Below are 26479 nucleotides of genomic sequence, written 5' to 3'. Positions count from 1 at the left end.
CCGGCCTTACCCCGGCGCGGTCTAACACTCGCACAAAGGAACACATATGGAATGGCTGACCAATCCGGAGATCTGGATTGCCTTCTTCACCTTGACGGCACTCGAGATCGTCCTGGGCATCGATAACATCATCATGATTTCGATCCTGGTCAGCCGCATGCCCAAGCATATGCAGGCGCGCACCCGGATCTTCGGCCTGGCCCTGGCCATGGTCACGCGGATCCTGCTGCTGCTGTCGATCACCTGGGTGATGCAACTGACCGCCGACCTGTTCGTGGTATTCGGCCAGGGTATTTCCGGTCGTGACCTGATCCTGTTCTTCGGTGGCCTGTTCCTGCTATGGAAAAGCTCCCAGGAGATGTACCACGCCCTGGAAGGTGAAGACGAAACCCACGAAGAGCCGAAAGGCAAGGGTGGCAAGTTCATCTACACCATCATCCAGATCGCGATCATCGATATCGTGTTCTCCCTGGACTCGGTGATTACCGCCGTGGGTATGGTTTCCCACGTTCCGGTCATGGTCGCCGCGATCGTCGTTGCCGTACTGGTGATGATGCTGGCCGCCGGCACCATCAGCGAGTTCATCGACAAGCACCCGTCGCTGAAAATGCTCGCGCTGTCGTTCCTGTTGATCGTGGGTACCGTGTTGATCGCCGAATCCTTCGATGTGCATGTGCCAAAAGGCTACGTGTACTTCGCCATGGCGTTCTCCCTCGCGGTCGAGGCCATCAACATCAAGATGCGTACCGCCATCGCGAAGAAGAAAAAGCAGCAGGATCCAGTGAAACTGCGCAAGGACATTCCGGGTCAATAACCCGAGATGAGCAAAATGGGGGCCCTTGCGGGCCCCTTTTTTTCGCCCGCAAAAAGCTGATTTCATGACAGTTTTGTTTCAATGCCGACTTTAGCTATGCGATGCTGGCGCACAGGCCGTTCGCCAACTACAGCTTAAGTACACAATACAAAACGGCACGCGGCACTTTTTGCTCCATTGGAGCACGACTCAATACAGGGGGCCGAGCATGCTGACCCTGCTCAATCTTCTTTCTGCGGTGACCCTGTTGATCTGGGGCACGCATATCGTCCGTACCGGCATCCTGCGGGTCTACGGTTCCAACCTGCGCCAGGTCATCGGGCAGAACATGGCCAGGCGCTGGCTGGCGTTCATTGCCGGGATCCTGGTGACCGCCATGGTGCAGAGCAGCAACGCCACGGCGATGCTGGTGACCTCGTTTGTCGGCCAGGGCCTGATGGGCCTAACGCCCGCCCTGGCGACCATGCTCGGCGCCGATGTCGGTACGGCGCTGATGGCGCGGGTGCTGACCCTGGATCTGTCATGGCTGTCGCCGCTGTTGATCTTTCTCGGGGTGATCTTCTTCCTGTCGCGCAAACAGACGCGCGCCGGGCAGATGGGCCGGGTGGGGATCGGCCTGGGCCTGATCATTCTCGCCCTGCAACTGATCGTCGAAGCCGCCGGGCCGATTACCCATGCCCAGGGCGTCAAGGTGCTGTTCGCCTCGCTGACCGGCGACATCCTGCTCGATGCCTTGGTGGGCGCGTTGTTTGCGATGATTTCCTACTCCAGCCTGGCCGCCGTGCTGCTGACCGCAACCCTGGCCGGCGCCGGGGTGATTGGCCTGCATGTGGCCATTGGCCTGGTGATCGGCGCCAATATCGGCAGCGGCGTACTGGCCTTCCTCAGCACCAGCATGCAAAACGCCGCCGGGCGCCAGGTGGCCCTGGGCAGCCTGCTGTACAAGCTGATTGGCCTGCTGCTGATCATCCCCGTCCTTGACACGCTGGTGCTGTGGATGGACACCCTGGACTACAGCGCCCAGGGCATGGTCATCACCTTTCACCTGCTCTACAACGTCACCCGCTGCCTGATCCTGCTGCCCACCATCGGCCCCATGGCGCGCCTGTGTGCCTGGCTGCTGCCGGAGCGCCCGGAGGCCAATGGCCTGGCCAAACCCCGCCATCTTGACCCCACGGCGCTGACCACCCCAAGCCTGGCCCTGGCCAATGCCGCGCGGGAAACCCTGCGCCTGGGCGACCTGATCGACAACATGCTGACCGCCATGCTGGAAGTGCTGCGCGGCAAACAGACCGCGATCACCCAGGAAATGCGCAGCCTCAGCGATGATGTCGAAGCGCTCTACAGCGCGATCAAACTGTACTTGGCGCAAATGCCCCGGGAAGACCTGAGTGAGCACGACAGCCGGCGCTGGGCCGAGATCATCGAGCTGTCGATCAACCTGAAGCTGGCCGGCGACTTGATCGAGCGCATGCTGCGCAAGGTCCAGCAGCAGAAAACCTCCCAGCGCCGCTCGTTTTCCGAAGTCGGGCTGGAAGAACTGGCCGGTCTGCACAGCCAGTTGATCGCCAACCTGCGCCTGGGCCTGTCGGTGTTCCTCAGCGCCGACCCGGAAAGCGCCCGCCAATTGCTGCGCGAGAAGCGCCGCTTCCGCGCCCAGGAACGGCGCCTGGCCCACGCCCATGTCAGCCGCCTGCAACGCAAGATCGTGCAAAGCATCGAGACCAGTTCCCTGCACCTGGAGCTGATTGCCGACATGAAACGCCTGAACTCGTTGTTTTGCAGCAGTGCTTATGTAGTGTTGGAAACCTCCGAGACCGGCGCGCTGGCCGCGGACAATATTGCCGACATCACCCATTCGCCCTGAACGACCACACGCCTGGGGAGTCAGTTAAAAACACCGCCCAACCAATGTGGGAGCGGGCTTGCCCGCGATAGCGGTGTGTCAGCAGACGAATACGTGCCTGACACACTGGCTGCTCCCACAGTCATCACCCGCCAGGAACCCCGTTATGCGTCGCCTGTTATTCGCCTGCCTGCTCATAGGCTCGGCCCACGCCTTTGCCTTTGATCGCTTGCAGGTCGAAGGCTATATGTTGCCCAACGGCCTGCAATTGCTGCTCAAGCCGGGCACCGAGCGCGGGCACGTGGCGATCCGCCTGGTGGTCGGCGTAGGCCTGGACGACTTCAGCTGCGCCGACAAGGAACTGCCGCACCTGCTCGAACACCTGCTGTTCAGCGGCATCAATGGCGGCGGCGAAGGTGTACTGGAAGAACAGATGCAGGCCCTGGGCGGGGAGTGGAACGCCTACACCAGCAATGCCGACACCACCTTCGTCATCGAGGCCCCGGCACGTAACCAGCGCAAGGTGCTGGACCTGCTGAAGGCGATCCTGACCCGTACCGAACTGAGCGACGCGGCGATCAACGCCGCCAAGCAAGTGGTCGAGCGCGAAGACGGTGGCCACTATTCGCACCTGCAACGCCTGCTGGATCGCCAGGACTTGGGGCACAACGCCAGCAATCAACTGGCGGTGGAGCTGGGCCTCAAATGCGCCGAGCGCGCCGAGGTCGAGCACCTGACCCGCGCCCAGTTGGAAAAGGTACGCCAGGACTGGTACGCCCCCAACAACATGACCCTGATCATCGTCGGCGACCTCGATAAACTGCTACCGGCCTACCTGGAACGCACCTATGGCCAGCTCGAACCGGTGGACCCCAGCGAACACCGGGCCTTGCCGCAAACCCTTGGCGCCGCAGCGATCCATCGTGACCTGATCCGGGGCTGGGTCGGCGATGGCGCCAAGCTGCACTGGCTGTTCCCCGAGCCGATGCTGGACGACCAGCACGATGCCACCTACGACCTGCTCAAGGATTACCTGGATTGGGCGTTGTATCGCCAGCTGCGCCTGCAGCATGGCCTGTCCTACGGCCCCTGGAGCGAGCGCGAAGTGCTGGGCGGCGTGGGTTTCATGAGCCTGAATGCCGACCTCGACCGCGAGAGCCTGCCCGAGGCCGAACACGTCCTAGAGAACCTCAAGGCCAGGCTGCTTGAGGATGGCCTCGACCCGGCCACCTTTCGCCGCCTGCAACAAGCCGCCATCGACCGCCAGGCCTGGGCCGTGCAAGGCAATAGCGCGCTGGCCGACTACTATTGGAGCGCCTTGGCCGACTACGCCGACGGGCGCTTCAGCGACCCGGCCAAGCGCATCAAGGCCGTGAGCCTGACGCAAACCAACCAGGCCATGCGCCAGCTGTTCAACCAACAAGGCTACTGGCGCATTGAAAAGCCGCTGCTCAGTTACGACGCCCTGGGCTGGGGCGCCGCAGGCATGCTGGGGCTGATCGCCATTGGGCTGATCGGGCTGCGCCGTTATCGCAAAGCAATTGTGTAATGACACGCCTATCAACGGGCTAAGACGTTATTCTGTCTGGGATTTTTTCCTACAAAGACTGCGAACCGCCGAATGCCATACCTGACCCATTTCATACAGCGCATCCTCGAACTGATGAAGCGCTACCCAGGGGTGATCGCACTCGGCGGTTTTATCTCGGGGGTGGGCAGCTTTATCCTGGTGGACCGCCAGCAAGGCATGGCCAGCTGGATCGCAATCATCATGCTGGTGAGCTGGCTGTGGCTGATGCTCGAAAACAGCTTCACCCAGCTGTTCAGCAAGGTCTTCAAGCGGGAAATCCCCGAACCGCTGCTGCGCTACGCCACACAGATGATCCACCAGGAAAGCCTGTTCTTTGTCCTGCCGTTCTTTTTCGTCACCACCACCTGGAACAGCAGCCAGGCGATTTTCACCGGTTTGCTGGGCGCCGCCGCGCTCGTCTCGATCACCGACCCGCTGTACTACAAATGGCTGGCGCCCAAGCGCTCGCTGTTTCTGGCGCTGCACACCCTGACCCTGTTTGCCGCCTTGCTCACCGCGCTGCCGATCATCCTGCACCTGACCACCGCCGAGAGTTACAAACTGGCGCTGGGGGTGGCGATGGCCCTGTCGATCCCCAGCTTGGCCGTGAGCCTGCCGCTGCGCAGCGTCAAGGGTTGGCTGATGCTGCTGGGCGTGACGGCGGCGATTGGTTGCGCAGGCTGGTTCCTACGCAGCTGGGTACCGCCGGCCACGCTGTGGATGACCGAAGTGGCGATCAGTACCCAATTGCAGGACCGCACCCCCGGCGATGACCTCAAGGAAGTCAGCGCCAGCCAACTGCGCAGCAGCGGCCTGTACGCCTACACCGCGATCAACGCACCGCGCGGGCTGGACGAGCGCATCTACCATGTGTGGCAGTTCAACGGCAAAGAAGTCGACCGCATCGCCCTGGATATCCACGGCGGGCGCAAGGAAGGCTACCGGGCCTGGACCCACAAGCAGAACTTCCCGGCGAATGCCGTGGGCCGCTGGCAAGTACGGGTGCTGACCGAAGACGGCCAGGTGATCGGCGTGTTGCGCTTTAAAGTCACTGACACAGCGCAAACGGACACGCCAAAGTAGGACGGATCGTGCTATTACATAGCAATTGTGGAATAGCCAAACAAGCTCGGAGCTTATGACCAGTAGCACAACGGCAGGCAATGCCCACCTGGACGCATCCACCCAGCCGCCCCAACTGCGGGTCACCGGGGACTGGACGCTGGCCCATTACAGCGCCCTGAAGAAGTTGTCGACAAGCCTCGACGGCCAGTACGACGCCAGCACCCGCGTCGACCTCAACGGCCTGGGTGCGCTCGACACCGCCGGCGCCTCGCTGCTGGTAGAGCTGCTGGGCCCGGAGCGCATCGAACACTCCGCCGAACAAACCGACTGCCGTCTGCCCGCCGCCGACCGCGCACTGCTCAAGACCGTCTACCGCTCCCTGAATGATTTCTGTGTGCCGGTCAAGGAGCCGCAGGAAAGCGCCGGCATCCAGCTGTTGGCCCGCATCGGCCGCGCGGTGGATACGGTCTGGCAAGACGCCATGACCCTGCTGGGCTTTATCGGCCTGATCCTCGCAACCTTTGCCCGCGGCGTGTTCCGGCCCAAGCGCTGGCGCCTGACGCCGATGGTGGCGCATATCGAACAGACCGGGCTCGATGCCGCACCCATCGTCGCCTTGCTGACCTTTTTGGTGGGCGCCGTGGTCGCGTTTCTCGGCGCCACGGTGCTGGAAAGTTTCGGCGCGAGTATTTTTACCGTGGACCTCGTGGCGTTTTCCTTCCTGCGGGAGTTCGGTGTCCTACTCACCGCGATCCTGATGGCCGGCCGCACCGCCAGCGCCTTCACCGCACAGATCGGCTCGATGAAGGCCAACGAAGAAATCGACGCCATCCGCACCATGGGCCTCGACCCCATGGAGTTGCTGGTACTGCCGCGCGTCCTCGCGCTGCTGGTAGCGCTGCCGATGCTGACCTTTCTCGCCATGATTTCGGGGATTATCGGCGGCGGCGTAGTGTGCGCCGTGGCCCTGGATATCTCGCCGGCGATGTTCCTCTCGCTGCTGCAATCGGACATTGGCGTCCAGCATTTGCTGGTGGGCCTGGTCAAAGCGCCGTTCTTTGCCTTCCTGATCGCCGCCATTGGCTGCCTGGAAGGCTTCAAGGTCAGCGGCAGCGCCGAGTCGGTCGGCGCCCACACCACCTCTGCGGTGGTGCAGTCGATTTTCGTGGTGATCGTGCTCGACGCAGTCGCCGCACTGTTCTTTATGGAGATGGGCTGGTGAGCCGTTTACAGCGAGCGCCCAGCGAGGCGGTGATCGAAGTCCGTGGCCTGTGCAACCGCTTTGGCCCGCAGAGCGTGCATGAAAACCTCGACCTGGACCTGTACAAAGGCGAGATCCTCGCCGTGGTCGGCGGCTCGGGCAGCGGCAAGTCGGTGCTGCTGCGCAGCATCATCGGCCTGCGTCAGCCCAGCGAAGGGCAGGTGCGGGTGTTCGGGCAGAACCTGCCGAGCCTGTCGGAGCAGGAGCGCTCCCTGGTGGAACGACGTTTCGGCGTGCTGTTCCAGAAGGGCGCGCTGTTTTCCTCGCTGACGGTCACGGAGAACGTCGCCCTGCCATTGATCGAACACGCCGGCCTCAGCCGCGCCGATGCCGAGCACCTGGCGGCGGTGAAGCTGGCCCTGGCCGGGCTGCCGTTGTCGGCGGCCGACAAATACCCGTCGTCGCTCTCCGGCGGGATGATCAAGCGTGCGGCCCTGGCCCGCGCCCTGGCCCTGGACCCGGACATTCTGTTTCTCGATGAACCCACCGCCGGCCTCGACCCCATCGGTGCAGCGGCATTCGACCAACTGATCCTGACCCTGCGCGATGCCTTGGGCCTGAGTGTGCTGCTGATCACCCATGACCTGGACACGCTCTACACCATCACCGACCGCGTGGCGGTGCTGGCGCAGAAAAAGGTATTGGTGGCCGGAGCCATAGATGTTGTTTCGCAAACGAACGACGCCTGGATTCACGAATACTTTCATGGCCCCCGGGGCCGCGCGGCATTGGATGCCGCTCAACAGCTCAACGAGGTATGACATGGAAACCCGAGCCCATCATGTGATGATCGGTCTGTTCAGCGTGATAGTCGTGGTCGGCGCTATGCTCTTCGGCCTGTGGCTGGCCAAGTCCAGCGTCGACAGCGCGTTCCAGGATTACGAAGTGATCTTCAACGAAGCGGTCAGCGGCCTGTCCCAGGGCAGCGCGGTGCAGTACAGCGGGATCAAGGTCGGTGATGTCACCAGCCTGCGCCTGGATCCCAAGGACCCGCGCCGCGTACTGGCGCGCATCCGCCTGGCCGGGCAGACACCGATCAAGGAAGACACCCAGGCCAAGCTGGCGCTGACCGGCATCACCGGCACCTCGATCATCCAGCTCAGCGGCGGCACCCCACAAAGCGCCGAGCTCAAGGGCAAGAACGGCGAGCTGCCGCAGATCATCGCCTCGCCATCGCCCATTGCCCGGCTGTTGAACAACAGCAACGACCTGATGACCAGCATCAACCTGTTGCTGCATAACGCCAACCGCATGTTCTCGCCGGCTAACGTCGACCGCCTGAGCGGCACCCTGGCGCACCTGGAGCAGACCACCGGGGCCATCGCCGAGCAACGGGGCGATATCAAGGTGGTGATGCAGCAATTGGCCCAGGTCAGCAAACAGGCCGGCGGCGCCCTGGAGCAGACCACCGCGCTGATGCGCAACGCCAACGGGCTGCTCAACGACCAGGGCAAACAGATGTTCGGCAGCGCCGAAGGGGCCATGCGCTCCCTGGAGCAAAGCACCGCCACCATCAACAGTTTGTTGGACAGCAACAAGGACTCCCTGAACAGCGGCATGCAGGGCCTCAACGAACTGGCGCCCGCCGTGCGCGAGCTGCGCGATACCCTCGGCTCCCTGCGCGCCATCACCCGTCGCCTGGAAGCCAACCCCAGCGGGTATCTGCTGGGCAGTGACAAGAACAAGGAGTTCACGCCATGAAGCGTGCTTACCAAATGATCCTCCCGGTAGCCCTGGCCCTGGTCAGCGCCTGCTCGATCCTGCCCAAGGCCGATCCGTCCAATGTCTACCGGCTGCCGGCGGCCCAGGCGCCAGCACCTGCCCATGGCAGCGCGGGCACCTGGTCATTGCGCCTGGCCAAGCCGCAGGCCAGTGAATTCCTCGACAGCCCGCGCATTGCCGTGGTGCCCCAGGGCGACTTGATCAGCAGCTACGCCCAGTCGCGCTGGAGCGATCCGGCGCCGGTGCTGCTGCGCAACCGTCTGCTGGACGGTTTTCAGCGTGATGGCCGGGTGGCGTTCCTGAGCACCGATGACACCAACCTGCAGGCGGATTTCGAGCTGGGCGGGCAGTTGCAGGCCTTCCAGAGCGAGTACCGGGGCGCGGCGGTGGAGGTGGTGATCCGGCTGGATGCGCGATTGGTGCGCGGCAGTGACCAGCGGATCGTAGCGGCCAAGCGCTTTGAAGTGCGCCAGCCGGTGAGTGATACCCAGGTGCCGGCGGTAGTGGCCGGGTTTGGGTTGGCGGGAGATCAGTTGAACAAGCAGGTGGTGGATTGGGTGGTGGCGCAGGGCAACTCAGCACCTAAACGCTGAGGGCCTCATCGCAGGCAAGCCAGCTCCCACATTTGACGGTGTTCACACATCAAAATGTGGGAGCTGGCTTGCCTGCGATAGCGATCTAAAGCTTAGCCAAAGAACCAGTAGCAGACAGCAATCGCCGCCACCACACCGGCCAATTCCGCCAGCAGCGCACACCCCACCGCATGCCGCGCCCGCTGGATACCCACCGAGCCAAAGTACACCGCCAGCACGTAGAAGGTGGTCTCGGTACTGCCCTGGATCGTCGCCGCCACCAGCGCCGGGAAGCTGTCCACACCCTGGGTCTGCATGGTCTCGATCAGCATCGCCCGCGCCGCGCTGCCGGAGAAGGGCTTGACCATCGCCGTGGGCAAGGCATCGACAAAACGCGTGTCCAGGCCCGTCCAGGCCACCAGATGGCGAATCCCTTCGAGGCCAAACTCCAGCGCCCCGGAAGCGCGCAGTACGCCAACCGCACACAGCATCGCCACCAGGTACGGCAGCAGGTTCTTCGCGACGTCAAAGCCCTCTTTGGCGCCTTCGACAAACGCTTCATAGACCTTGACCTTGCGCAGCGCACCGATCAGCAAAAACAGCATGATCAGGCCAAACAACGTGAGGTTGCCGAGGATCGAAGACAAGCCCGCCAGGGCCGTGGCCGACATCGTCGCCAGCAAGGCCATGAAGCCGCCCAGCACCAGCGCACCGGGGATCAGGTACGCCAGCACCACCGGGTCCCACAGGCGCAGGCGCTGCATCAGCGCCACCGACAGCAGGCCCACCAGGGTCGAGGCGCTGGTGGCTAGCAGGATCGGCAGGAACACCAGGGTCGGGTCGGGCGCGCCTTGCTGGGCGCGGTACATGAAGATCGTCACCGGCAGCAAGGTCAGGGAAGACGCGTTGAGCACCAGGAACAGGATCTGCGCGTTGGTCGCGGTGTTGGGGATCGGATTGAGTTCTTGCAGCGCCTTCATGGCCTTGAGGCCGATCGGCGTCGCCGCGTTATCCAGGCCCAGGCCGTTGGCGGCAAAGTTGAGGGTGATCAAGCCGATGGCCGGGTGACCGGCCGGTACTTCCGGCATCAGCCGCAAGAATAGCGGGCCCAGGGCCTTGGCCAGCCACTCGACGATCCCGGCCTTCTCGGCGATGCGCAAAAAGCCCAGCCACAGGGTCAAGGTGCCGAACAGCAGCACCATCACTTCCACAGACAGCTTGGCCATGGCGAAAATACTCTCCACCATCGCCGCAAAGATCCCGGCGTTACCGCCCACCAGCCATTGCACCAGCGCCGATACCATCGCCACGACAAAGAAGCCAAGCCACAGGCCATTGAGCATCAGTCACACCCCTTTAAATATGTGGCGAATGATAGCGGGGCTGACAGAAACGACAAACCCCGGATTTACCGGGGTTTGTGCGTATCAAGCAGGGATCAGCCCTGGCTGGTCTCGCCAGCCGGCAGCGCGGTCTTGGTCCGCCAGTGTGGCAGGGAGTTCCAGTAGCGCTCGCCCTTGGCATCGTCGTACATGCCTTCCCAACGCGCGATGACCAGCACGGCCAGGGCGTTGCCGATCACGTTCAGGGCGGTACGCGCCATGTCCATGATGCGGTCGACACCGGCGATGAACGCCAGGCCTTCCAATGGGATACCCACGCTGCCCAGGGTGGCCAGCAGCACCACGAAGGACACGCCCGGCACGCCGGCGATACCTTTGGAGGTGACCATCAGGGTCAGTACCAGCATCAGTTGCTGGCCAACCGACAGGTCGATGCCATACAGCTGGGCAATGAAGATCGCCGCGATGCTCTGGTACAGGGTCGAACCGTCGAGGTTGAACGAGTAACCGGTCGGCACCACGAAGCTGCAAATGGCTTTCGGCGCACCGTAGGCTTCCATCTTCTCGATCACGCGCGGCAGCACGGTCTCGGAGCTGGCGGTGGAGTAGGCCAGTACCAGCTCATCCTTGAAGATGCGCATCAGCTTGATCACCGAGAAGCCAAACAGGCGGGCGATCAGGCCGAGAATCACAAAGGCGAAGAACAGGATGGCAACGTAGACCAGGATTACCAGCTTGGCCAATGGCAGCAGCGAGGCGAAGCCGAAGTTGGCCACGGTCACGGCGATCAGGGCGAATACACCGATAGGGGCGTATTTCATGATCATGTGGGTGACTTTGAACATGCTCTCGGACACGCCCTGGAACATGGTGACCAGGGGTTCGCGCAGGTCTGGCTTGAGGCTCGACAAGCCCAGGCCGAACAACACGGAGAAGAAGATGATCGGCAGCATCTCGCCACGGGCCACGGCGGCAAAGATGTTCGATGGGATCAGGTTGAGGATGGTCTCGATGAACGCATGTTCATGCTGCACCTCGGCGGCGGTCGCCTGGTACTTGGAGATATCCACGGTACCCAGGGTACTCATGTCGATCCCGGCACCGGGGTGGAACAGGTTGGCCAACAGCAGACCGACCACAATCGCAATGGTAGTGACCACTTCGAAGTAAACGATGGTCTTCACGCCGATCCGACCGAGTTTTTTCGCATCCCCCACACCGGCGATTCCGACAATCAGCGACGAAATCACGATCGGGATCACGATCATCTTGATCAGGCGGATAAAGATATCGCCCGCCGGTTGCAACACGTTGCTGATCCACCAGGCTTTTTCGGCACTGAAGTGGTTGAGTACAGCACCGATTGCAATCCCTAGCACCAGACCGATGAGGATCTGCCAGGCGAGGCTTAGTTTTGCCTTCTTCATGTCATTACCCTTGTTTCAAGTGGACTCAGGCAGATGCGCCAGCTGGAACGCCCGGGAGCGAAAAAGTGTGAGCATCAACCTCCGTAGAAGGTCACCGCAGATGGCCGATATGGCTTACTGGCAAGCGAAAAAAGGCGCAACTATTCCGATGCGCGGGGGCAGAGTCTAATGCCGTAAACGCCTACCCTATGCCGAATCGGCATGGGTTTTTGCAAATAAATCTGTCTATTTGGTCAGTTCGAATGCGACATTTTGTCAGGCATACCTGCCGTGAACCGGTCATTTCAGGCTTGCCCAGGGATTTTCGGTTTTTTTGCGGGGAGGGAAAAACTCTTGAAATTTCCTACGCATACCGTCAAGAAACAGGTCTGGCCGTAGACAAACTTTCTCGATAGATGGTCACGTAGCAACACCGTGAAACGGTTGTGATGATGCAGAAAGGAAATTTGCAGCTAAGTACAGCATAAGTGCCACGGGATGCTGAGCAAGCCCGTCGCAAGTCCGTCAGGCCATAACTGCCTGCGGACCTGCGTCGCAGCTTTTCTCCTGACCCGGCCCTTGCGCAGGCACTCCCTGTACCCGTAGGTCACGCCGATCCACTTTGATCAGAGCAACCCGGCCCCCTGGTCATGCACCGCCGCCAGGCAGGTGCAAACGGAAACAGGCAGTTGGCCGGTTTCCATGTGGGTAAGGCCCGCAGACGGGCCTAGTACCAATTCGGATCTTTCTTCAGTTGCTCCATGAGCAACTTCTGCATGCCTTCATCAGGCTTGCCGATGAAGCGATAGTCCGCATGCCTAGTTGGCGACTTGTCCGCCGGAAGCCCGGCTGGGACTTCGACCAGCATCGCGTAGGCATCTTCCTTATCAAGGCTGAAGGCAACGATCAGGCGTTTATTCAGGCAGGTGTCAGCCGTTTCACACAGCGGCCCTACCAGATACCCATCACCGTCCTCCGTCACGGCATTCATCTGCTCAGAGGTGCCCGACAGGTTGATCACCCATTCCGGCAGGCGCTCTTCCTTCTTGACCACGCCCTGCCAGGTTTCCCGATACTGCGGGTCGGCATTGAGCAGTTCATTGGCCCGCGCCTGGCCGTCATTGGCGGCCATGGCCAAGCCACTGCCGCCCAACAGCAGGGCGGCAGCCAGGGTTTTGAAAGACAAGTTGGCCATGTTCAACCTCGACCGCGACGGCCAAAGAAGAAGGAAGCGATGAACATCACCAGGAAGACGACAAAGAGAATCTTGGCGATACCCGTAGCGGTGCCCGCGATACCACCGAAGCCCAGGACTGCAGCCACAATGGCAATGATCAGGAATGTGATTGCCCAACTCAACATGGTGATTCTCCTTTTGCGTCTATAGAAGTGACTGCTGTGTAGCCATCCTGTCGCACCCAACGGGGCGGCAGGTTCATGCCTAGAACACCCAGCGTTCCTGGACGGGTTCGTCGTACAGGGCAATGTCCTGTTCAACCGCCATCATGCGTGGGGCTGTCACGTCAGCGCTGGTGCTGCCAACGGAACGGAAATGGGTCTGTGTCATCGGTGCGCGCTCGAACTGCGGGGTGGACTGCTGGCTCTGCTGCCAATGTTGCAATTGCTGGCCACCGATCAAGGTCACCATCAAGGCGAGGCTGGCAAACAGCCCCTGTTGAAGGCGCAGTGGCGATATACGCAATGGCTTGAGGCTTTGGCGAGTCATCCTGAATCTCTCCCGCATGTTGTTTTGTTCGTTGATCACGCTTGTAGGAGAGGTATTGCAGAGTGCATGCCAGTTTTTAACCCAAATAAAAACCAATAAAATCAGCCACTTAAAAGATAGGTGCGTTTCTTGTCAGCAGCATCCTGCACGATGCGCCTATCCTCACCGTGCGAAATGCACGATGGCCAATGGTCGGATCAAGGGATCAGAGAGGGCTGTAGGACTGCCGAAGGGTCAACAAGGGTTAAAAACCCGCTGCCCAGGCATATAAGTAGGAATGGTCTCAGATAGCTGCGCGATAGGGCTTTGAATCAATCAGAATAAACCATGCAACTTGCCCGATTATTCCGGGACTAACCAAGATCAATCATTCTTATTTTAAGGAGCGCGGGACAGATGGAATCCGCCAAGGAACTTCAAGGCCGCATTCTTTTAGTGGACGACGAGTCAGCAATCCTGCGCACCTTCCGCTACTGCCTGGAAGATGAAGGCTATACCGTAGCCACCGCCAACAGCGCGGCCCAGGCCGATGCCCTGTTGCAACGCCAGGTGTTCGACCTGTGTTTCCTGGACCTGCGCCTGGGCGAAGACAATGGCCTGGACGTGCTGGCGCAGATGCGCATTCAGGCACCGTGGATGCGTGTGGTGATCGTCACCGCTCATTCGGCCGTCGATACGGCAGTGGATGCGATCCAGGCAGGCGCGGCCGATTACCTGGTCAAACCATGCAGCCCCGACCAACTGCGCCTGGCCACCGCCAAGCAACTGGAAGTGCGCCAGCTATCGGCGCGCCTGGAAGCGCTGGAAGGCGAGGTGCGCCAACCCAAGGATGGCCTCGACTCCCATAGCCCGGCGATGATGGTAGTGCTGGAGACCGCCCGCCAAGTGGCCGGCACCGATGCCAATATCCTGATCCTCGGCGAATCCGGCACAGGTAAAGGTGAGTTGGCCCGGGCGATTCACGGCTGGAGCAAAAGGGCGAAAAAATCCTGCGTCACCATCAACTGCCCGTCCCTGACCGCCGAACTGATGGAAAGCGAACTGTTCGGCCACAGCCGCGGGGCCTTTACCGGCGCCAGCGAAAGCACCTTGGGCCGAGTCAACCAAGCGGATGGTGGCACGCTTTTTCTTGACGAGATCGGCGATTTTCCCCTGACATTGCAACCCAAGTTGCTGCGTTTTATTCAGGACAAGGAATATGAACGGGTCGGTGACCCTGTCACCCGGCGCGCCGATGTGCGCATCCTGGCGGCGACCAACCTGAACCTGGAAGACATGGTGCGCGACGGACGCTTTCGCGAGGACTTGTTGTATCGCCTGAATGTCATCACCTTGCACCTGCCGCCCCTGCGCGAACGCAGCGAAGATATCCTGGCCCTTGCCGACCGCTTCCTCGCGCGCTTCGTCAAAGAGTACGCACGACCGGCTCGCGGCTTCAGCGATGACGCCCGGGAAGCGCTGCTCAACTACCGTTGGCCGGGCAATATCCGTGAGCTACGCAACGTCGTGGAACGCGCGAGCATCATCTGCGCCCAGGAGAAAGTCGAAATCAGCCATCTGGGGATGGCCGAGCAACCGACCAACAACTCGCCGCGTATCGGCGCGGCGTTGAGCCTGGATGAACTGGAAAAGGCCCATATCGGCGCCGTCCTGGCCACCAGCGACACCCTGGACCAGGCGGCCAAGACCCTGGGCATCGATGCGTCGACCCTGTATCGCAAACGCAAGCAATACAACCTGTGAGCTGCACCTTATGAAGCTGGCGATGAAACTGCGCACGCGGCTGTTCCTGAGCATTTCTGCGCTGATCACCGTGGCGCTGCTCGGGTTGCTGCTGGGGCTGGTGAGCGTCATGCAAATGGCCAAGACCCAGGAAGCCCTGATCCGCAGCAACTTCATTACCCTGGACCTGGGGCTCAAGCTGCGCCAGACCCTGGGCGACCAGCTGATTTTGATGCTCAACGACACTCCGGACCCGGTCGCGCTGAACACGTCCAAGCAACAGTATTTCAAGCTGCTGGACGAGGGCATCGCCCACGAAATGAGTGTCGCCAGAGTGGGAGGTTTCTCTCAGGCCAAGGCCGATTACCTGACATTCCTCGAAGCGTTCGAAGAAAATGAAAATAGGCCGCCGTCCCTGCGCAATAACGAACAACTCACCACCAGCTTCAACGTCTTGCGCAATGGGCTGATCAGCGAACACAAAAGAGCGCTGGAAAACATCAATGCCACCGAAAGCCAGTCTCGCGAACGCGCCCTGTGGATCGCCGGCCTGCTCGGGCTGGTGGGCCTGGCGGTGCTGATCATCGGCTTCATCACCGCCCACGGCATCGCCCGACGCTTTGGCGGGCCGATCGAAGCCCTGGCCAAGGCAGCCGACAAAATCGGCCAAGGCAACTTTGATGTCACCCTGCCGATTTCTTCGGCGGCGGAAATGAACCAACTGACCCGGCGCTTTGGCATCATGGCCGAAGCGCTGCGCCAGCATCAGGCGACCAATGTCGACGAATTGCTCGCCGGCCAGCAACGCTTGCAAGCGGTGCTCGACAGCATCGACGACGGCTTGCTGATGATCGACCGCCAAGGGCACCTGGAACACCTCAACCCGGTCGCCCAGCGCCAACTGGGCTGGGACGAGAGCCGCCTGGGGCAGGGCCTGGGCGACGCGCTGCAACGCCCCGAACTGGATGAGCAACTGCACCTGGTGCTGCGCGGCGGCAACCTGGAGCGCGCACCCGACGACCTGGAAGTGGAAGTCGAAGGCGAATCGCGCCTGCTGACCTACAGCATGACGCCGGTCAGCCACCACCAGGGGCATATTCTCGGCGCGGTGATGGTGTTGCATGACGTTACCGAGCAGCGCGCCTTCGAGCGCGTGCGTAGCGAATTCGTGCTGCGTGCCTCCCATGAACTGCGTACGCCGGTCACCGGCATGCACATGGCATTCGGCCTGTTCCAGGAGCGGGCGAAATTCCCTCCTGAATCCCGCGAAGCCGACCTGCTGAACACGGTCAACGAAGAAATGCAGCGCTTGATGCAACTGATCAACGACCTGCTCAACTTTTCCCGCTACCAGAACGGCCTGCAAAAACTCACCCTGGCGCCGTGCGACATCAACGATCTGCTTGAACATGCCCGCGCACGTTTTGCCGAGCTGGCGAATGCGCAACACATCGACCTGCTGGTAGAGGCGCAGGCGCAACTGCCCAGGTTGCATGCCGACCAGGCGCAATTGGAGCGGGTCCTGGACAATCTGCTCGGCAATGCCCTGCGCCACACCAGCGAGGGCGGGCAGATTCGCCTGCAGGCGCGGCGCCATGGCGAACGGCTGATCATCAGCGTCGAGGACAATGGCGAAGGCATCGCCTACGGCCAGCAGGGCAGGATTTTCGAGCCATTTGTCCAGGTAGGCCGCAAGAAAGGCGGCGCCGGCCTGGGGCTGGCGCTGTGCAAGGAGATCGTGCAATTGCACGGTGGCCGCATGGGGGTCTATTCCCGGCCGGGGCAGGGCACGCAGTTCTATATGGCGTTGCCGCTGTAACTACACACGGTGACCACTCAAGGGGTGCAAGATCAAAGGTGGGGGCTGTCGAGTCCCCACAGGTATTGCTCGCAGCCCTTTACTTGCCTGAATCAAAGACCTTAGCGGTGATTCAATACCCGCAGGATCGCGGCGCTTTGCGCATCGGGCGTACCGTCGAACAACGCCGGCCTAAAGCGCATCTGGAACGCAGCTAGCACCCGCCGCGTCGCCACATCCAGCTCGCCGGTCTGCGGCGTGGAATAGCCCACGCGGGCTAACTCTTCCTGGAACCAGGTAATGCTCGGCAACTGCCCGGCGTACTCGGCCTGATACCGCGCGACCGCCTGGGCCTCGGGCCAGATCCCCAGGCCTTGATCCGCCAGGCGCTTCCACGGGAACAACGGGCCCGGATCGAGTTTGCGCCCGGGAGCGATATCACTGTGGCCGATAATGAACTTAGGGTTGATCCGATTGCGCTGGCTGATGTCCTTGAGCAAGGTCACCAGGGACTGGACCTGCGCTTCGGAGTACGGATACCAGACACGCCCGGTGGGTGTGTCGCGGTAGCCAGGATTGACGATCTCGATACCAATGGAGCTGGAATTGAGCCAGGTACGGCCCATCCACTCACTTTCCCCGGCGTGCCAGGAGCGCTTGTCTTCGTCCACCAGCTTATAGATGGTTGCACGGGCATCATCGCCAATCAGGTAGTGGCTGCTGACTTGGCCTTTGGTCAATAGCGCCAGCGAGCCTTGCAGGTTGGTCGCGGTGTAGTGCAGGACGACGAACTGGATACGATTATCGAAGTTCACCGACGGGTGGCTGGTATCCAGGCGCGGGCCACTCGCACAGCCGGCGAGTGTGAAGGATAGAAGAGCAGCAACGAGAAATTTCATGGCAACAGACGGTACGCTAAAGACGATAATGCAACAGTGTAACGTACCGTTTGCCGGTCAGCGGCCCGCTATACAAAATGGAACAACTTTTCAGCCCGCCTGTACCTGATTGCGCCCCGCCGCCTTGGCCCGATACAAGGCTTCGTCTGCGCGCTTGAGTGTGAGGTCGCTGCGCTCGCCGGGCTGGAACTGCGCCATGCCGATGGACATGGTGATGGTCACGCGCTCGCCCTTGAAGTGAAACGGGCACGCCTCGATGGCTGCCCGCAGGCGCTCACCGAGTTGCAGCGCATCGCCCAGCGCCGAATCCGGCATCAGCAAGACAAACTCCTCACCGCCAAACCGCGCGATAAAGTCCGTCGGCCGCAGGCGTTTGCCCAACACATTGGCGATGATCTTCAGCACCTTGTCGCCCGCCAGGTGGCCGTAGCTGTCATTGATGCGCTTGAAGTGATCGAGGTCCAGCATCGCCAGCGACAGGCTGTTGCCCTGCTGATGCCAGATGTTGACCTCGGACTCCAGGCGCTCGCTCCAGGCGGCACGGTTGGGCAAGCCGGTGAGCGGATCGATCAGGGCTTTCTGGCGCTGGACCTCAAGGTGCTCACGATAGCCCTGGGCCTCCTGCTCCATGCTTGCTACCCGCTCCGCCAGCCCCTGCAACCGTGCGGCGACTTCATGTTCACGCTGGTCGCGCTGCTTTTGATGCTCGTCCATGGCCCCCAACAGCCCCTCAAGATGGCTTTCCAGCACTTGCTTGAGGTCATCGAGGTCGGCCGCTTCCTGGACGCTGCTTTGCAAGCCGTCCATCTGTTCACGGATCTGCGTATCCATCTCGCGCGCAGCGCTGCGGCTGTCGGCATGCCCGTCGCTGGCCGCCTGCAAGTTAGCCTGGAAGGCTTCCAGTCGCTCGTTGAGGCGCTTGAGGTAGGCTTCGAACTCATGCTGGCCGCTATCAGTGATGGCCAGCATCAATACCGCCAGGTCATCAAGGATCGGCAGCAACTCGTACCAATTGAGCCCGTGGGCCAGGCGCTCGCGCATGGCTTCGGCCTGGGGCCGGTGATGCTCGGGCAGGTCGAGGTCGCCCAGCAGGCCGAGCAGGGTGTCTTCGATGTGCTTGGCGACTGAGCTGTAGGAAGGCTCGGGCGAGTCGGGCAGGGCGTACAACGCCTCGGAATCGGTTTCAGCCGATTCGTCATCCAGCACCGGCGGCAATGACAGGCTGCCGATTGCCGTCGGCTGCGGCGCCTCTGGCAGGAGCTGCGGCGCTGCGACCGTACTTTCACGCTGCGGCACAACGCTCACGTCGGCAGGCTGGACAGATTCCGGGGCCTGGACCACGGCAGCAGGCATTTCGACCGGCGTTATACGGGCAACCTGCGGCTGCGGCTGCGGCTGCGGCTGCGGCTGCGGCTGCGGCTGCGGGGCCACAAGCTCATCCACTTCGACCCTGGGCGCAACAGGCACCGGCGCAGGTGCGCTCTCAGTGACCTGCGGCTGCGGGGCCTGGGCTTGTGGCGCAAAAGCCCGCAGGGCCTGGGCCAGCTCGGGCGCATCCTCAACCGCCGGGGCGGCCGGGCTTGCCTGAGCAGCAGGGCTTTGCCGGGAGGCCGTGGCAGCGGGCTCAACCGGCGCAACCTCGGTACCCGCCTCCTTGCCCCCGAACAGACGTTGCAACAAACCCGGGCGAGCCGGTTCGTCATCCGACTCGAGGTTGCTCAGGGCCTGCCCTTGAAGGCCGCTCAATTCACTGAGCAGCAGAGGGATTTCCCGCGCCTGGCCGACGCGGCTGTCCAACTGCTTGGCAAAACTCTTGAGCGGGCGACTGACTTCCCGGGGCAAGGGCAGCGCCTGCAATTGCGTGACCAGGGAGGTCATAGCGGTGCTGATCTGATCAACCCGCGTTTCACGGCGTTGCTCGGAATCCAGCACGGCCTTTTCCAGGCGCGGCAGCAGGGCCGCGAGGGCGGCGTCCATGTCATCGCTGCGCACCACATCGCGCATCTCTTTCATGCACTGGTCGACGGCCCGGTCCGTGCCCTCGGCGGCCAGGGTGCTGCGCACCAGGCCACGGCGCAGCAAGTCGAGGCGCGCGGCCCAACGGCGTTCGAGCTTTTCTTGTTGCTCGATGCTTAACAGGTATTTTTCTTTCCAGCGCTGGGCTTCATCGCTCATGCAAGGGGTCCGCGAGGGCCGGGGCTCAACGCGGGTAATGCATCAACCGTGAGCGAACCCGGCAGACGAATCTCTACCGCGACCGGCAGGTGATCGGAAATGGGTTGCGCCAGCACCTGCACGCTTTCCAGCGTCAGGGTCGGGCTTAACAGGATGTGATCAAGACAGCGTTGCGGGCGCCAGCTGGGGAAAGTGGCTTCGACCTGGGGCGCCAGCAGCCCGAGGTCGCGCAACGGGGAATTCTCCAACAGGTCACTGGCGTGGGTGTTCATGTCCCCCATCAGCACCTGGTGTTTGTAATCGCCAATCAGCTCACGGATGTAGGCCAACTGCATGGTGCGGGTACGCGCGCCCAGCGCCAGGTGCATCATGACGACTACCAGCGCCTCGGGCCCCTCGCCAAACCGCACGAGAATCGCCCCGCGCCCTTTCGGGCCTGGCAGTGGATGGTCTTCGATCGCCCAGGGCTTAAGGCGGCTGAGTACACCATTGCTGTGCTGGCCGAGTTTGCCGAGGTTGCGATTGAGTTGTTGATACCAGTAGGGAAACGCACCGAGCTGGGCCAGGTGCTCGACCTGGTTGACGTAGCCCGAACGCAGGCTGCCACCATCGGCCTCCTGCAGGGCCACCAGGTCGAAGTCTCCCAGCAGGTCGCCAATCTTCTGCAGATTGCCCGCCCGGCCATTGTGGGGCAACAGATGCTGCCAGCCACGGGTCAGGTAGTGCCGGTACTTTTCGGTACTGATGCCGACCTGGATATTGAAGCTCAGCAAGCGCAGCCGGCTGTCCGCCGGCAGGCCGGTGGACGCGAGATGATGCTCGTTGACCTGCGGATCATGCAGGCCAACCACTCGTTCTGTACCCCAGCGGCGCATGGCGGGCCCCTTACTTGGCTGCGCGCTCTTTGGCGATCAGCTGGTCGGCAACGTTCAGGGTCGCTTCAGGGCCGCCGGTGGAGCCGAGGTCAAAGCGGTACTTGCCGTTGACGATCAGGGTTGGAACGCCTTGCACGCCGTATTTCTGTGCCAGCTCCTTGGCCTGCTTGATCTGGCCCTGGATGGCGAAGGAGTTGAAGGTTGCGAGGAACTTGTCCTTGTCCACGCCTTGGGTGGCGAGGAAGTCAGCCATTTGATCAGGCTTGGTCAGCGGCTTGCGATCCTTCTGGATAGCTTCGAACACTGCATTGTGGACCTTATGCTCCACACCCATGGCTTCCAGGGTCAGGAACATCTGGCCGTGGGCATCCCAAGGGCCGCCGAACATGGCCGGGATGCGCTTGAAGTTCACGTCCGAAGGCAGCTTTTCGGCCCAAGGGTTGATGGTCGGTTCAAAAGAGTAGCAATGCGGGCAGCCATACCAGAACAGCTCTACGACTTCGATCTTGCCCGGCACGGAAACCGGTACAGGATTGGCCAGTTCAACATAGGTCTTGCCCGCTTCAAGTGGCACATCGGCGGCTTGGGCGGTCATGCCGAACAGGCTGGCAGTGACGAGAGCGGCGCTGAGGATCAATTTACGCATGCTTAACTCCTGGACAAATAAAGTCGCCTCGCGCGACCTTTTTTATGACAGGCCTGCACGGGCATGAGTTCGTTAGTGTAACGGTAGCGGCCACAAAAAAGGGCGGCCCGCGCCACCCTTTTTATGCTTGCATCGACGGATTAATCGAGCGTTAACGTTACCACTGGTGTACGCCCGGCCTTGCGCGCCTTACTTGTGCAGGCCCTGGATATAGCTGGCCACCGCTGCAATGTCTTCATCGCTCAATTTGCGCGCGATGGTGCGCATGGTCATGGCGTCGCCATCGTTGGCGCGACCGGCTTCTTCCTTGCGGAAATCGGTCAGTTGCTTGGCGATGTACTGGGCGTGCTGGCCGCCCAGGTGCGGGAAACCTGCTGCGGCGTTACCCGAGCCATCCGGGGAGTGGCAGCCGGTACAGGCCGGCAGGCCTTTGTCGAGGTCGCCGCCACGGAACAGCTTTTCACCACGCTCGACCAGTTTTGGATCCGCCGCCCCCACGCTGCCTGCCTGGCTGGCGAAATACGCCGCGATATCCGCCAGGTCCTGATCGTTGAGATTGGTCAGCATGCCGGTCATTTCCAGGACCGTTCGCTTGCCGTCCTTGATGTCGTGCATCTGCTTGGTCAGGTATTTCTCGCCCTGGCCCGCCAGTTTTGGAAAGTTGGGTGCCGGGCTGTTGCCGTCCGGTCCATGGCAGGCGCCACATACAGCGGCCTTTGTCTGGCCAGCAGTAGCGTCACCTGCAGCATGGGCAACACCAGTGATGCCCAAGGTCAACAGCAGACTCACGATCAATTTGTTCATCAGCTAATCCAATTACGGCTAAAGGTTATAGAGTTATGAACCGGGTCTACTCGCTCATCAAAAGGATGATGGCCTGGTAATCCTCGGCACGGCATTCCATGCACAAACCACGCGGCGGCATCGCCTTGAAACCCTGGGTCACGTGCTGCACCAGCGTATCCATGCCTTGCGCCAGTCTCGGCGCCCAGGCTGCCTGGTCACCCCGCTTGGGGGCCGTTGGCAACTGCCCGGCATGGCAAGCCGCGCAAACGCGGTTGTACACAGCTTCCGGATCCTGTGTAGCCTGCGCACTGTAAAGTGGTATCAGGACACCGACAGCTAGCAGCCACTTGGTCATACGTCGACCTTTTCAGGGTTTGGAAGCGTTTTGCGTTCTAATGCGCAATAAAGGTCTATCGCTCCCGTGAACTTCATCCTTCGCTGGGACAAAGCACACACAAAATCTGCGGCATTATATACTGGCGCTACTGAAACGGGAACGACACTACTTGCCGCACCCATTCCCGGCACCGCCCACATCGGAAATCCCATGCAACTCAAGAACCCCATCCTCGGTCTGTGCCAACAGTCCACGTTCATGCTCAGCGCCGCCAAAGTCGACCAATGCCCCGACGACGAAGGCTTTGAAGTGGCCTTCGCCGGGCGCTCCAACGCCGGCAAGTCCAGCGCGCTCAACACCCTGACCCATGCCAGCCTGGCTCGCACCTCGAAAACCCCAGGCCGCACGCAACTGCTCAACTTCTTCAAGCTAGACGATGATCGGCGTCTGGTCGACCTGCCGGGCTACGGTTACGCAAAAGTACCTATCCCATTGAAGCTGCACTGGCAGCGTCACCTGGAAGCGTATCTGGGTGGCCGCGAGAGTTTGAAAGGGCTGATCCTGATGATGGATATCCGTCATCCAATGACCGATTTCGACCTGCTGATGCTCGATTGGGCAGTCGCCAGCGGCATGCCAATGCACATCCTGCTGACCAAGGCCGACAAGCTGACCTACGGCGCCGCCAAGGGCACCTTGCTCAAAGTGCAGGCACAAATCCGTAAAGGTTGGGGTGATGCCATCACCATCCAGCTGTTCTCGGCGCCCAAGCGCATGGGCCTGGAAGATGCCTATACCGTGCTGGCAGGCTGGATGGAACTGGCGGACAAGGGCGCAGAACTGGCCGAATAACTTTTCTGCGGGCAAAAAAAACCCCGGACTTCGTATGGGGAGGGGAAGTTCGGGGTCCAAGTTCCGGACCGCTAGGGCGGGGTCCAGATATCTGCCAACACTTAACACAACATAGGAGCATTGAAGGGCTTCACCACCCATTCAGTAACTCTGAGTGACTTTTCATGGGTTAAGTTCCGGCGCCCCGGAAAAACTATTGGAAATAACCCTCGGATATTTCCGATCTATAGGCAACGCTGCGACCTCATGCCGCAGCGCTGCCGGATAATCAGTGCGCCTGGTCCCAGTTATCGCCCACGCCGACCTCCACCAGCAGCGGCACATCCAGTTGCGCGGCACTGCTCATGTGCTCGCGAATCTTCTCGCTGACTTCAGCCACCAGGTCCTCACGGACCTCGACCACCAATTCATCGTGCACCTGCAGGATGACCTTGGCGTCGAGCCCCGACTCCGTCAGCCAGTTGTCGACCTTGACCATGGCCTTCTTGATGATATCGGCGGCAGTCCCCTGCATCGGCGCGTTGATCGCGGTGCGTTCTGCGCCTGCGCGCTCCTGCGGCTTGTTGGAGTGAATATCCGGCAAGTACAGGCGACGCCCGAACAGGGTTTCCACATAGCCCTGGTCGGAAGCCTGGGCGCGGGTGCGCTCCATGTACTCGCGCACCCCTGGGTAGCGGGCGAAGTACACATCTATATAGGCCTTGGCCGTCTTGGTATCGACGCCAATGTCCTTGCCCAGCTTCTGCGCGCCCATGCCGTAGATCAGGCCGAAGTTGATCGCCTTGGCGCTGCGGCGCTGATCGGACGTGACCTCGTCCAGTTCGACCTTGAACACCTCGGCCGCCGTGGCCGTGTGCACATCCAGGTTGTCGCGAAAGGCGTTGAGCAAGCCTTCGTCCTTGGACAGGTGCGCCATGATCCGCAGCTCGATTTGCGAGTAGTCCGCCGCCAGCAGCTTGTAGCCCTTGGGTGCGACGAACGCCTGGCGGATCCGCCGGCCTTCGGCCGTGCGCACCGGGATGTTCTGCAGGTTCGGATCACTGGACGACAAGCGCCCGGTGGCCGCCACCGCCTGGTGATAAGAGGTATGGATACGCCCGGTACGGGGGTTGATCTGCTCAGGCAAACGATCGGTGTAGGTGCTTTTGAGCTTGCTCATGCTGCGGTACTGCATCAGCACCTTGGGCAATGGATAGTCATCTTCGGCCAGTTTGGCCAGTACTTCCTCGGCGGTAGAGGCCTGGCCCTTGCCAGTCTTCTTCAATACCGGCAGCCCGAGCTTTTCGTAGAGGATAGCCCCCAACTGCTTGGGTGAACCCAGGTTGAACTCCTCGCCGGCGATCTCGTACGCCTGGCGCTCCAGCTCCACCATCTTGTTGCCCAGCTCGATGCTCTGCACGCCAAGCAACGCGGCATCCACCAGGGCACCTTGGCGCTCGATCCGTGCCAGCACCGGCACCAATGGCATCTCGATATCCGTCAGCACGCTGGCCAGGCTCGGCAGGGCGCAGAGCTGCTCATACAGCGCCAGGTGCAGGCGCAGGGTCACATCGGCGTCTTCGGCGGCGTAGGGGCCGGCCTGCTCCAGGGCAATCTGGTCGAAGGTCAGTTGCTTGGCGCCTTTGCCGGCGATGTCCTGGAAGCTGACGGTGTCATGTTCCAGGTACTTCTTCGCCAGGCTGTCCATGTCGTGACGGGTCGCGGTGGAGTTCAGCACGTAGGATTCGAGCATGGTGTCGAAGGCGATGCCGCGCACGGTGATGCCGTGCGCCGGGTCGCCGCCGATGGCGCAATTGGCCAGGATATTCATGTCGAACTTGGCGTGCTGGCCGACCTTGAGCTTGTTCGGGTCCTCCAGCAGCGGCTTGAGGGCCAACAACACCGTATCGCGATCCAATTGCTCGGGCACGCCGATGTAGGAATGGGTCAGCGGGATGTAGGCCGCTTCGTTGGCCTGCACGGCAAACGAAACCCCCACCAGTTGCGCCTGCTGCGCGTCGACACCGGTGGTTTCGGTATCGAAGGCAAACAACTTGGCGTCATTGAGTTTTTTCAGCCAGACGTCAAAGCGGGCCTGGTCGAGGATGGTCTCGTACTGCGCCTGGACCGGGGCCACAGGCGCCTGGGCCTCAACTGCAACCTGAGCCGGTGCAACGTCCGCGGCGGCCTTGAGCTCGACGCGCTTGGCATCGCGCTGAATCTCGTCGATCCAGCTCTTGAACTCCAGCAGGGTGTACAGCTCCAGCAGCTTCTCGCGATCCGGCTCGATCAGGTGCAAGTCTTCCAGGCCAACATCCAGGGGCACGTCGACCTTGATGGTCGCCAACTGGTAGGACAGGAATGCCATCTCTTTATGCTCTTCCAGCTTGGCCGGCAGGGTCTTGGCCCCACGGATCGGCAAGGTCGGGACAATATCCAGTTGCTCGTACAGCTCTTTCAGGCCGCCGTTCACACCGACCAGCAGCCCTGAAGCGGTCTTAGGACCGATACCAGGAACGCCTGGGATGTTGTCGGAGGAATCGCCCATCAATGCCAGATAGTCGATGATCTGCTCGGGAGCGACCCCAAATTTCTCCTTAACGCCGTCGATGTCCATGGCGCTACCGGTCATGGTGTTGACCAAGGTAATGTGCCCATCGACCAGCTGTGCCATGTCCTTGTCACCCGTGGAGATCACCACCGGGCGGTTGGCGGCAGCACTGCTGCGGGCCAGGGTGCCGATCACGTCATCCGCTTCGACGCCTTCGACGCACAGCAGTGGGAAGCCCAGGGCGATCACGCTCTGGTGCAGCGGCTCGATCTGCACGCGCATGTCATCGGGCATGCTCGGACGGTTGGCCTTGTATTCGGCGTACATGTCATCGCGAAATGTCCCGCCCTTGGCGTCGAACACGACCGCGAACGGGCTGTCCGGGTACTGCTTACGCAGGCTTTTGAGCATGTTCAACACGCCCTTGACCGCACCGGTCGGCAGGCCTTTGGACGTGGTCAACGGCGGCAGCGCGTGGAAGGCGCGGTACAGATATGAAGAACCGTCCACCAGGACGAGGGGGGCTTGGCTCAT

The 26479-nt window shown here is 61.4% G+C and carries 23 protein-coding genes; 11 read left to right on the top strand and 12 right to left on the bottom strand.

Features of this window, described 5'->3' with window-relative positions:
• The first annotated feature begins 46 nt into the window (after positions 1-46).
• The 8 genes from ACSSVH_RS00495 to ACSSVH_RS00460 all read left to right on the top strand — a co-directional run bounded on the left by ACSSVH_RS00495 (position 47) and on the right by ACSSVH_RS00460 (position 8871).
• Complete coding sequence (locus ACSSVH_RS00495) at positions 47-814, top strand: TerC family protein (RefSeq protein WP_492633934.1); 768 nt, start codon at positions 47-49, stop codon at positions 812-814.
• 208 nt (positions 815-1022) lie between these two features.
• Positions 1023-2681 (top strand): Na/Pi cotransporter family protein, encoded by a 1659-nt coding sequence (locus tag ACSSVH_RS00490; protein WP_492633933.1) that lies wholly within the window; start codon positions 1023-1025, stop codon positions 2679-2681.
• A gap of 145 nt (positions 2682-2826) precedes the next feature.
• The gene (locus ACSSVH_RS00485; protein WP_492633932.1) at positions 2827-4209 is read left to right on the top strand and encodes a M16 family metallopeptidase; all 1383 of its coding nucleotides are present in this window, start codon (positions 2827-2829) and stop codon (positions 4207-4209) included.
• Between the two features lie 72 nt (positions 4210-4281).
• A complete protein-coding gene (locus ACSSVH_RS00480; protein ID WP_169954135.1) occupies positions 4282-5313 on the top strand; it encodes a DUF5924 family protein in 1032 nt (343 codons plus the stop codon).
• Between the two features lie 55 nt (positions 5314-5368).
• Positions 5369-6517 carry an ABC transporter permease gene (locus ACSSVH_RS00475; RefSeq protein ID WP_169954134.1) on the top strand — a complete coding sequence of 383 codons (1149 nt, stop codon included), beginning with the start codon at positions 5369-5371 and terminating at the stop codon, positions 6515-6517.
• Positions 6514-7317 carry an ATP-binding cassette domain-containing protein gene (locus ACSSVH_RS00470; protein ID WP_169954133.1) on the top strand — a complete coding sequence of 268 codons (804 nt, stop codon included), beginning with the start codon at positions 6514-6516 and terminating at the stop codon, positions 7315-7317. The genes ACSSVH_RS00475 and ACSSVH_RS00470 overlap by 4 nt, the downstream gene beginning before the upstream one ends.
• Position 7318: 1 nt before the next feature.
• On the top strand, positions 7319-8257 hold the full coding sequence (locus ACSSVH_RS00465; protein ID WP_170041969.1) for an MlaD family protein: 939 nt from the start codon (positions 7319-7321) through the stop codon (positions 8255-8257).
• The gene (locus tag ACSSVH_RS00460) at positions 8254-8871 is read left to right on the top strand and encodes an ABC-type transport auxiliary lipoprotein family protein (protein ID WP_170057441.1); all 618 of its coding nucleotides are present in this window, start codon (positions 8254-8256) and stop codon (positions 8869-8871) included. The genes ACSSVH_RS00465 and ACSSVH_RS00460 overlap by 4 nt, the downstream gene beginning before the upstream one ends.
• 92 nt (positions 8872-8963) lie before the next feature.
• Here the strand turns inward: ACSSVH_RS00460 and ACSSVH_RS00455 are convergent, their stop codons facing one another.
• The 5 genes from ACSSVH_RS00455 to ACSSVH_RS00435 form a co-directional block, all read right to left on the bottom strand.
• A complete protein-coding gene (locus ACSSVH_RS00455) occupies positions 8964-10193 on the bottom strand; it encodes a nucleoside recognition domain-containing protein (RefSeq protein ID WP_170057442.1) in 1230 nt (409 codons plus the stop codon).
• Positions 10194-10288: 95 nt separating this feature from the next.
• Positions 10289-11620 carry a glutamate/aspartate:proton symporter GltP gene (gene gltP, locus ACSSVH_RS00450; protein WP_057444842.1) on the bottom strand — a complete coding sequence of 444 codons (1332 nt, stop codon included), beginning with the start codon at positions 11618-11620 and terminating at the stop codon, positions 10289-10291.
• A gap of 706 nt (positions 11621-12326) precedes the next feature.
• Complete coding sequence (locus tag ACSSVH_RS00445; RefSeq protein ID WP_169954129.1) at positions 12327-12794, bottom strand: inhibitor of vertebrate lysozyme family protein; 468 nt, start codon at positions 12792-12794, stop codon at positions 12327-12329.
• A 2-nt stretch (positions 12795-12796) separates the two neighbouring features.
• Complete coding sequence (locus tag ACSSVH_RS00440; protein WP_003170804.1) at positions 12797-12961, bottom strand: DUF1328 domain-containing protein; 165 nt, start codon at positions 12959-12961, stop codon at positions 12797-12799.
• Between the two features lie 79 nt (positions 12962-13040).
• Complete coding sequence (locus ACSSVH_RS00435; protein WP_492633931.1) at positions 13041-13325, bottom strand: hypothetical protein; 285 nt, start codon at positions 13323-13325, stop codon at positions 13041-13043.
• 396 nt (positions 13326-13721) lie between these two features.
• On the opposite strand from ACSSVH_RS00435, the gene algB reads away from it, so the two are divergent.
• On the top strand, positions 13722-15068 hold the full coding sequence (gene algB / locus ACSSVH_RS00430; protein WP_169954127.1) for a sigma-54-dependent response regulator transcription factor AlgB: 1347 nt from the start codon (positions 13722-13724) through the stop codon (positions 15066-15068).
• 10 nt (positions 15069-15078) lie between these two features.
• Positions 15079-16866 (top strand): KinB sensor domain-containing domain, encoded by a 1788-nt coding sequence (locus tag ACSSVH_RS00425; RefSeq protein ID WP_169954126.1) that lies wholly within the window; start codon positions 15079-15081, stop codon positions 16864-16866.
• 101 nt (positions 16867-16967) lie between these two features.
• Here ACSSVH_RS00425 and ACSSVH_RS00420 read toward each other — a convergent pair whose 3' ends face one another.
• The 6 genes from ACSSVH_RS00420 to ACSSVH_RS00395 all read right to left on the bottom strand — a co-directional run bounded on the left by ACSSVH_RS00420 (position 16968) and on the right by ACSSVH_RS00395 (position 22581).
• Entirely contained in the window at positions 16968-17744 is a 777-nt protein-coding gene (locus ACSSVH_RS00420; RefSeq protein WP_492633930.1) for an N-acetylmuramoyl-L-alanine amidase, read from the bottom strand.
• A gap of 90 nt (positions 17745-17834) precedes the next feature.
• Positions 17835-19919 (bottom strand): GGDEF domain-containing protein, encoded by a 2085-nt coding sequence (locus ACSSVH_RS00415; RefSeq protein ID WP_492633929.1) that lies wholly within the window; start codon positions 19917-19919, stop codon positions 17835-17837.
• Positions 19916-20794, bottom strand: a complete 879-nt coding sequence (locus ACSSVH_RS00410; protein WP_169954123.1) for an endonuclease/exonuclease/phosphatase family protein — start codon at positions 20792-20794, stop codon at positions 19916-19918. Before ACSSVH_RS00410 ends, ACSSVH_RS00415 begins: the two co-directional genes overlap by 4 nt.
• 10 nt (positions 20795-20804) lie before the next feature.
• Positions 20805-21440: a thiol:disulfide interchange protein DsbA gene (gene dsbA, locus ACSSVH_RS00405; protein ID WP_170041976.1), complete on the bottom strand. Its 636-nt coding sequence runs from the start codon at positions 21438-21440 to the stop codon at positions 20805-20807.
• A 189-nt stretch (positions 21441-21629) separates the two neighbouring features.
• The gene (locus ACSSVH_RS00400; RefSeq protein ID WP_169954121.1) at positions 21630-22244 is read right to left on the bottom strand and encodes a c-type cytochrome; all 615 of its coding nucleotides are present in this window, start codon (positions 22242-22244) and stop codon (positions 21630-21632) included.
• Between the two features lie 46 nt (positions 22245-22290).
• Entirely contained in the window at positions 22291-22581 is a 291-nt protein-coding gene (locus ACSSVH_RS00395; RefSeq protein ID WP_169954120.1) for a c-type cytochrome, read from the bottom strand.
• Positions 22582-22773: 192 nt separating this feature from the next.
• Between ACSSVH_RS00395 and yihA the strand changes: the two genes are divergently transcribed.
• Positions 22774-23415: a ribosome biogenesis GTP-binding protein YihA/YsxC gene (yihA, locus tag ACSSVH_RS00390; RefSeq protein WP_076963373.1), complete on the top strand. Its 642-nt coding sequence runs from the start codon at positions 22774-22776 to the stop codon at positions 23413-23415.
• Positions 23416-23683: 268 nt separating this feature from the next.
• Here yihA and polA read toward each other — a convergent pair whose 3' ends face one another.
• On the bottom strand, positions 23684-26479 hold the full coding sequence (gene polA, locus ACSSVH_RS00385; RefSeq protein ID WP_169954119.1) for a DNA polymerase I: 2796 nt from the start codon (positions 26477-26479) through the stop codon (positions 23684-23686).

The organism is Pseudomonas sp. HC1(2025), from assembly GCF_058742075.1.
This window is presented reverse-complemented; position numbering and strand designations above follow the sequence as displayed.

Bases quoted from the DNA above. Each gene is read 5' to 3' on its own strand.
- ACSSVH_RS00415 (WP_492633929.1), bottom strand. From the start codon at position 19,919: ATGAGCGATGAAGCCCAGCGCTGGAAAGAAAAATACCTGTTAAGCATC.
- ACSSVH_RS00445 (WP_169954129.1), bottom strand. From the start codon at position 12,794: ATGGCCAACTTGTCTTTCAAAACCCTGGCTGCCGCCCTGCTGTTGGGC.
- ACSSVH_RS00435 (WP_492633931.1), bottom strand. From the start codon at position 13,325: ATGACTCGCCAAAGCCTCAAGCCATTGCGTATATCGCCACTGCGCCTT.
- ACSSVH_RS00485 (WP_492633932.1), top strand. From the start codon at position 2,827: ATGCGTCGCCTGTTATTCGCCTGCCTGCTCATAGGCTCGGCCCACGCC.
- polA (WP_169954119.1), bottom strand. From the start codon at position 26,479: ATGAGCCAAGCCCCCCTCGTCCTGGTGGACGGTTCTTCATATCTGTAC.
- dsbA (WP_170041976.1), bottom strand. From the start codon at position 21,440: ATGCGTAAATTGATCCTCAGCGCCGCTCTCGTCACTGCCAGCCTGTTC.
- ACSSVH_RS00420 (WP_492633930.1), bottom strand. From the start codon at position 17,744: ATGAAATTTCTCGTTGCTGCTCTTCTATCCTTCACACTCGCCGGCTGT.
- yihA (WP_076963373.1), top strand. From the start codon at position 22,774: ATGCAACTCAAGAACCCCATCCTCGGTCTGTGCCAACAGTCCACGTTC.
- ACSSVH_RS00395 (WP_169954120.1), bottom strand. From the start codon at position 22,581: ATGACCAAGTGGCTGCTAGCTGTCGGTGTCCTGATACCACTTTACAGT.
- algB (WP_169954127.1), top strand. From the start codon at position 13,722: ATGGAATCCGCCAAGGAACTTCAAGGCCGCATTCTTTTAGTGGACGAC.
- gltP (WP_057444842.1), bottom strand. From the start codon at position 11,620: ATGAAGAAGGCAAAACTAAGCCTCGCCTGGCAGATCCTCATCGGTCTG.
- ACSSVH_RS00475 (WP_169954134.1), top strand. From the start codon at position 5,369: ATGACCAGTAGCACAACGGCAGGCAATGCCCACCTGGACGCATCCACC.
- ACSSVH_RS00495 (WP_492633934.1), top strand. From the start codon at position 47: ATGGAATGGCTGACCAATCCGGAGATCTGGATTGCCTTCTTCACCTTG.
- ACSSVH_RS00465 (WP_170041969.1), top strand. From the start codon at position 7,319: ATGGAAACCCGAGCCCATCATGTGATGATCGGTCTGTTCAGCGTGATA.
- ACSSVH_RS00400 (WP_169954121.1), bottom strand. From the start codon at position 22,244: ATGAACAAATTGATCGTGAGTCTGCTGTTGACCTTGGGCATCACTGGT.
- ACSSVH_RS00460 (WP_170057441.1), top strand. From the start codon at position 8,254: ATGAAGCGTGCTTACCAAATGATCCTCCCGGTAGCCCTGGCCCTGGTC.
- ACSSVH_RS00410 (WP_169954123.1), bottom strand. From the start codon at position 20,794: ATGCGCCGCTGGGGTACAGAACGAGTGGTTGGCCTGCATGATCCGCAG.
- ACSSVH_RS00455 (WP_170057442.1), bottom strand. From the start codon at position 10,193: ATGCTCAATGGCCTGTGGCTTGGCTTCTTTGTCGTGGCGATGGTATCG.
- ACSSVH_RS00490 (WP_492633933.1), top strand. From the start codon at position 1,023: ATGCTGACCCTGCTCAATCTTCTTTCTGCGGTGACCCTGTTGATCTGG.
- ACSSVH_RS00425 (WP_169954126.1), top strand. From the start codon at position 15,079: ATGAAGCTGGCGATGAAACTGCGCACGCGGCTGTTCCTGAGCATTTCT.
- ACSSVH_RS00480 (WP_169954135.1), top strand. From the start codon at position 4,282: ATGCCATACCTGACCCATTTCATACAGCGCATCCTCGAACTGATGAAG.
- ACSSVH_RS00440 (WP_003170804.1), bottom strand. From the start codon at position 12,961: ATGTTGAGTTGGGCAATCACATTCCTGATCATTGCCATTGTGGCTGCA.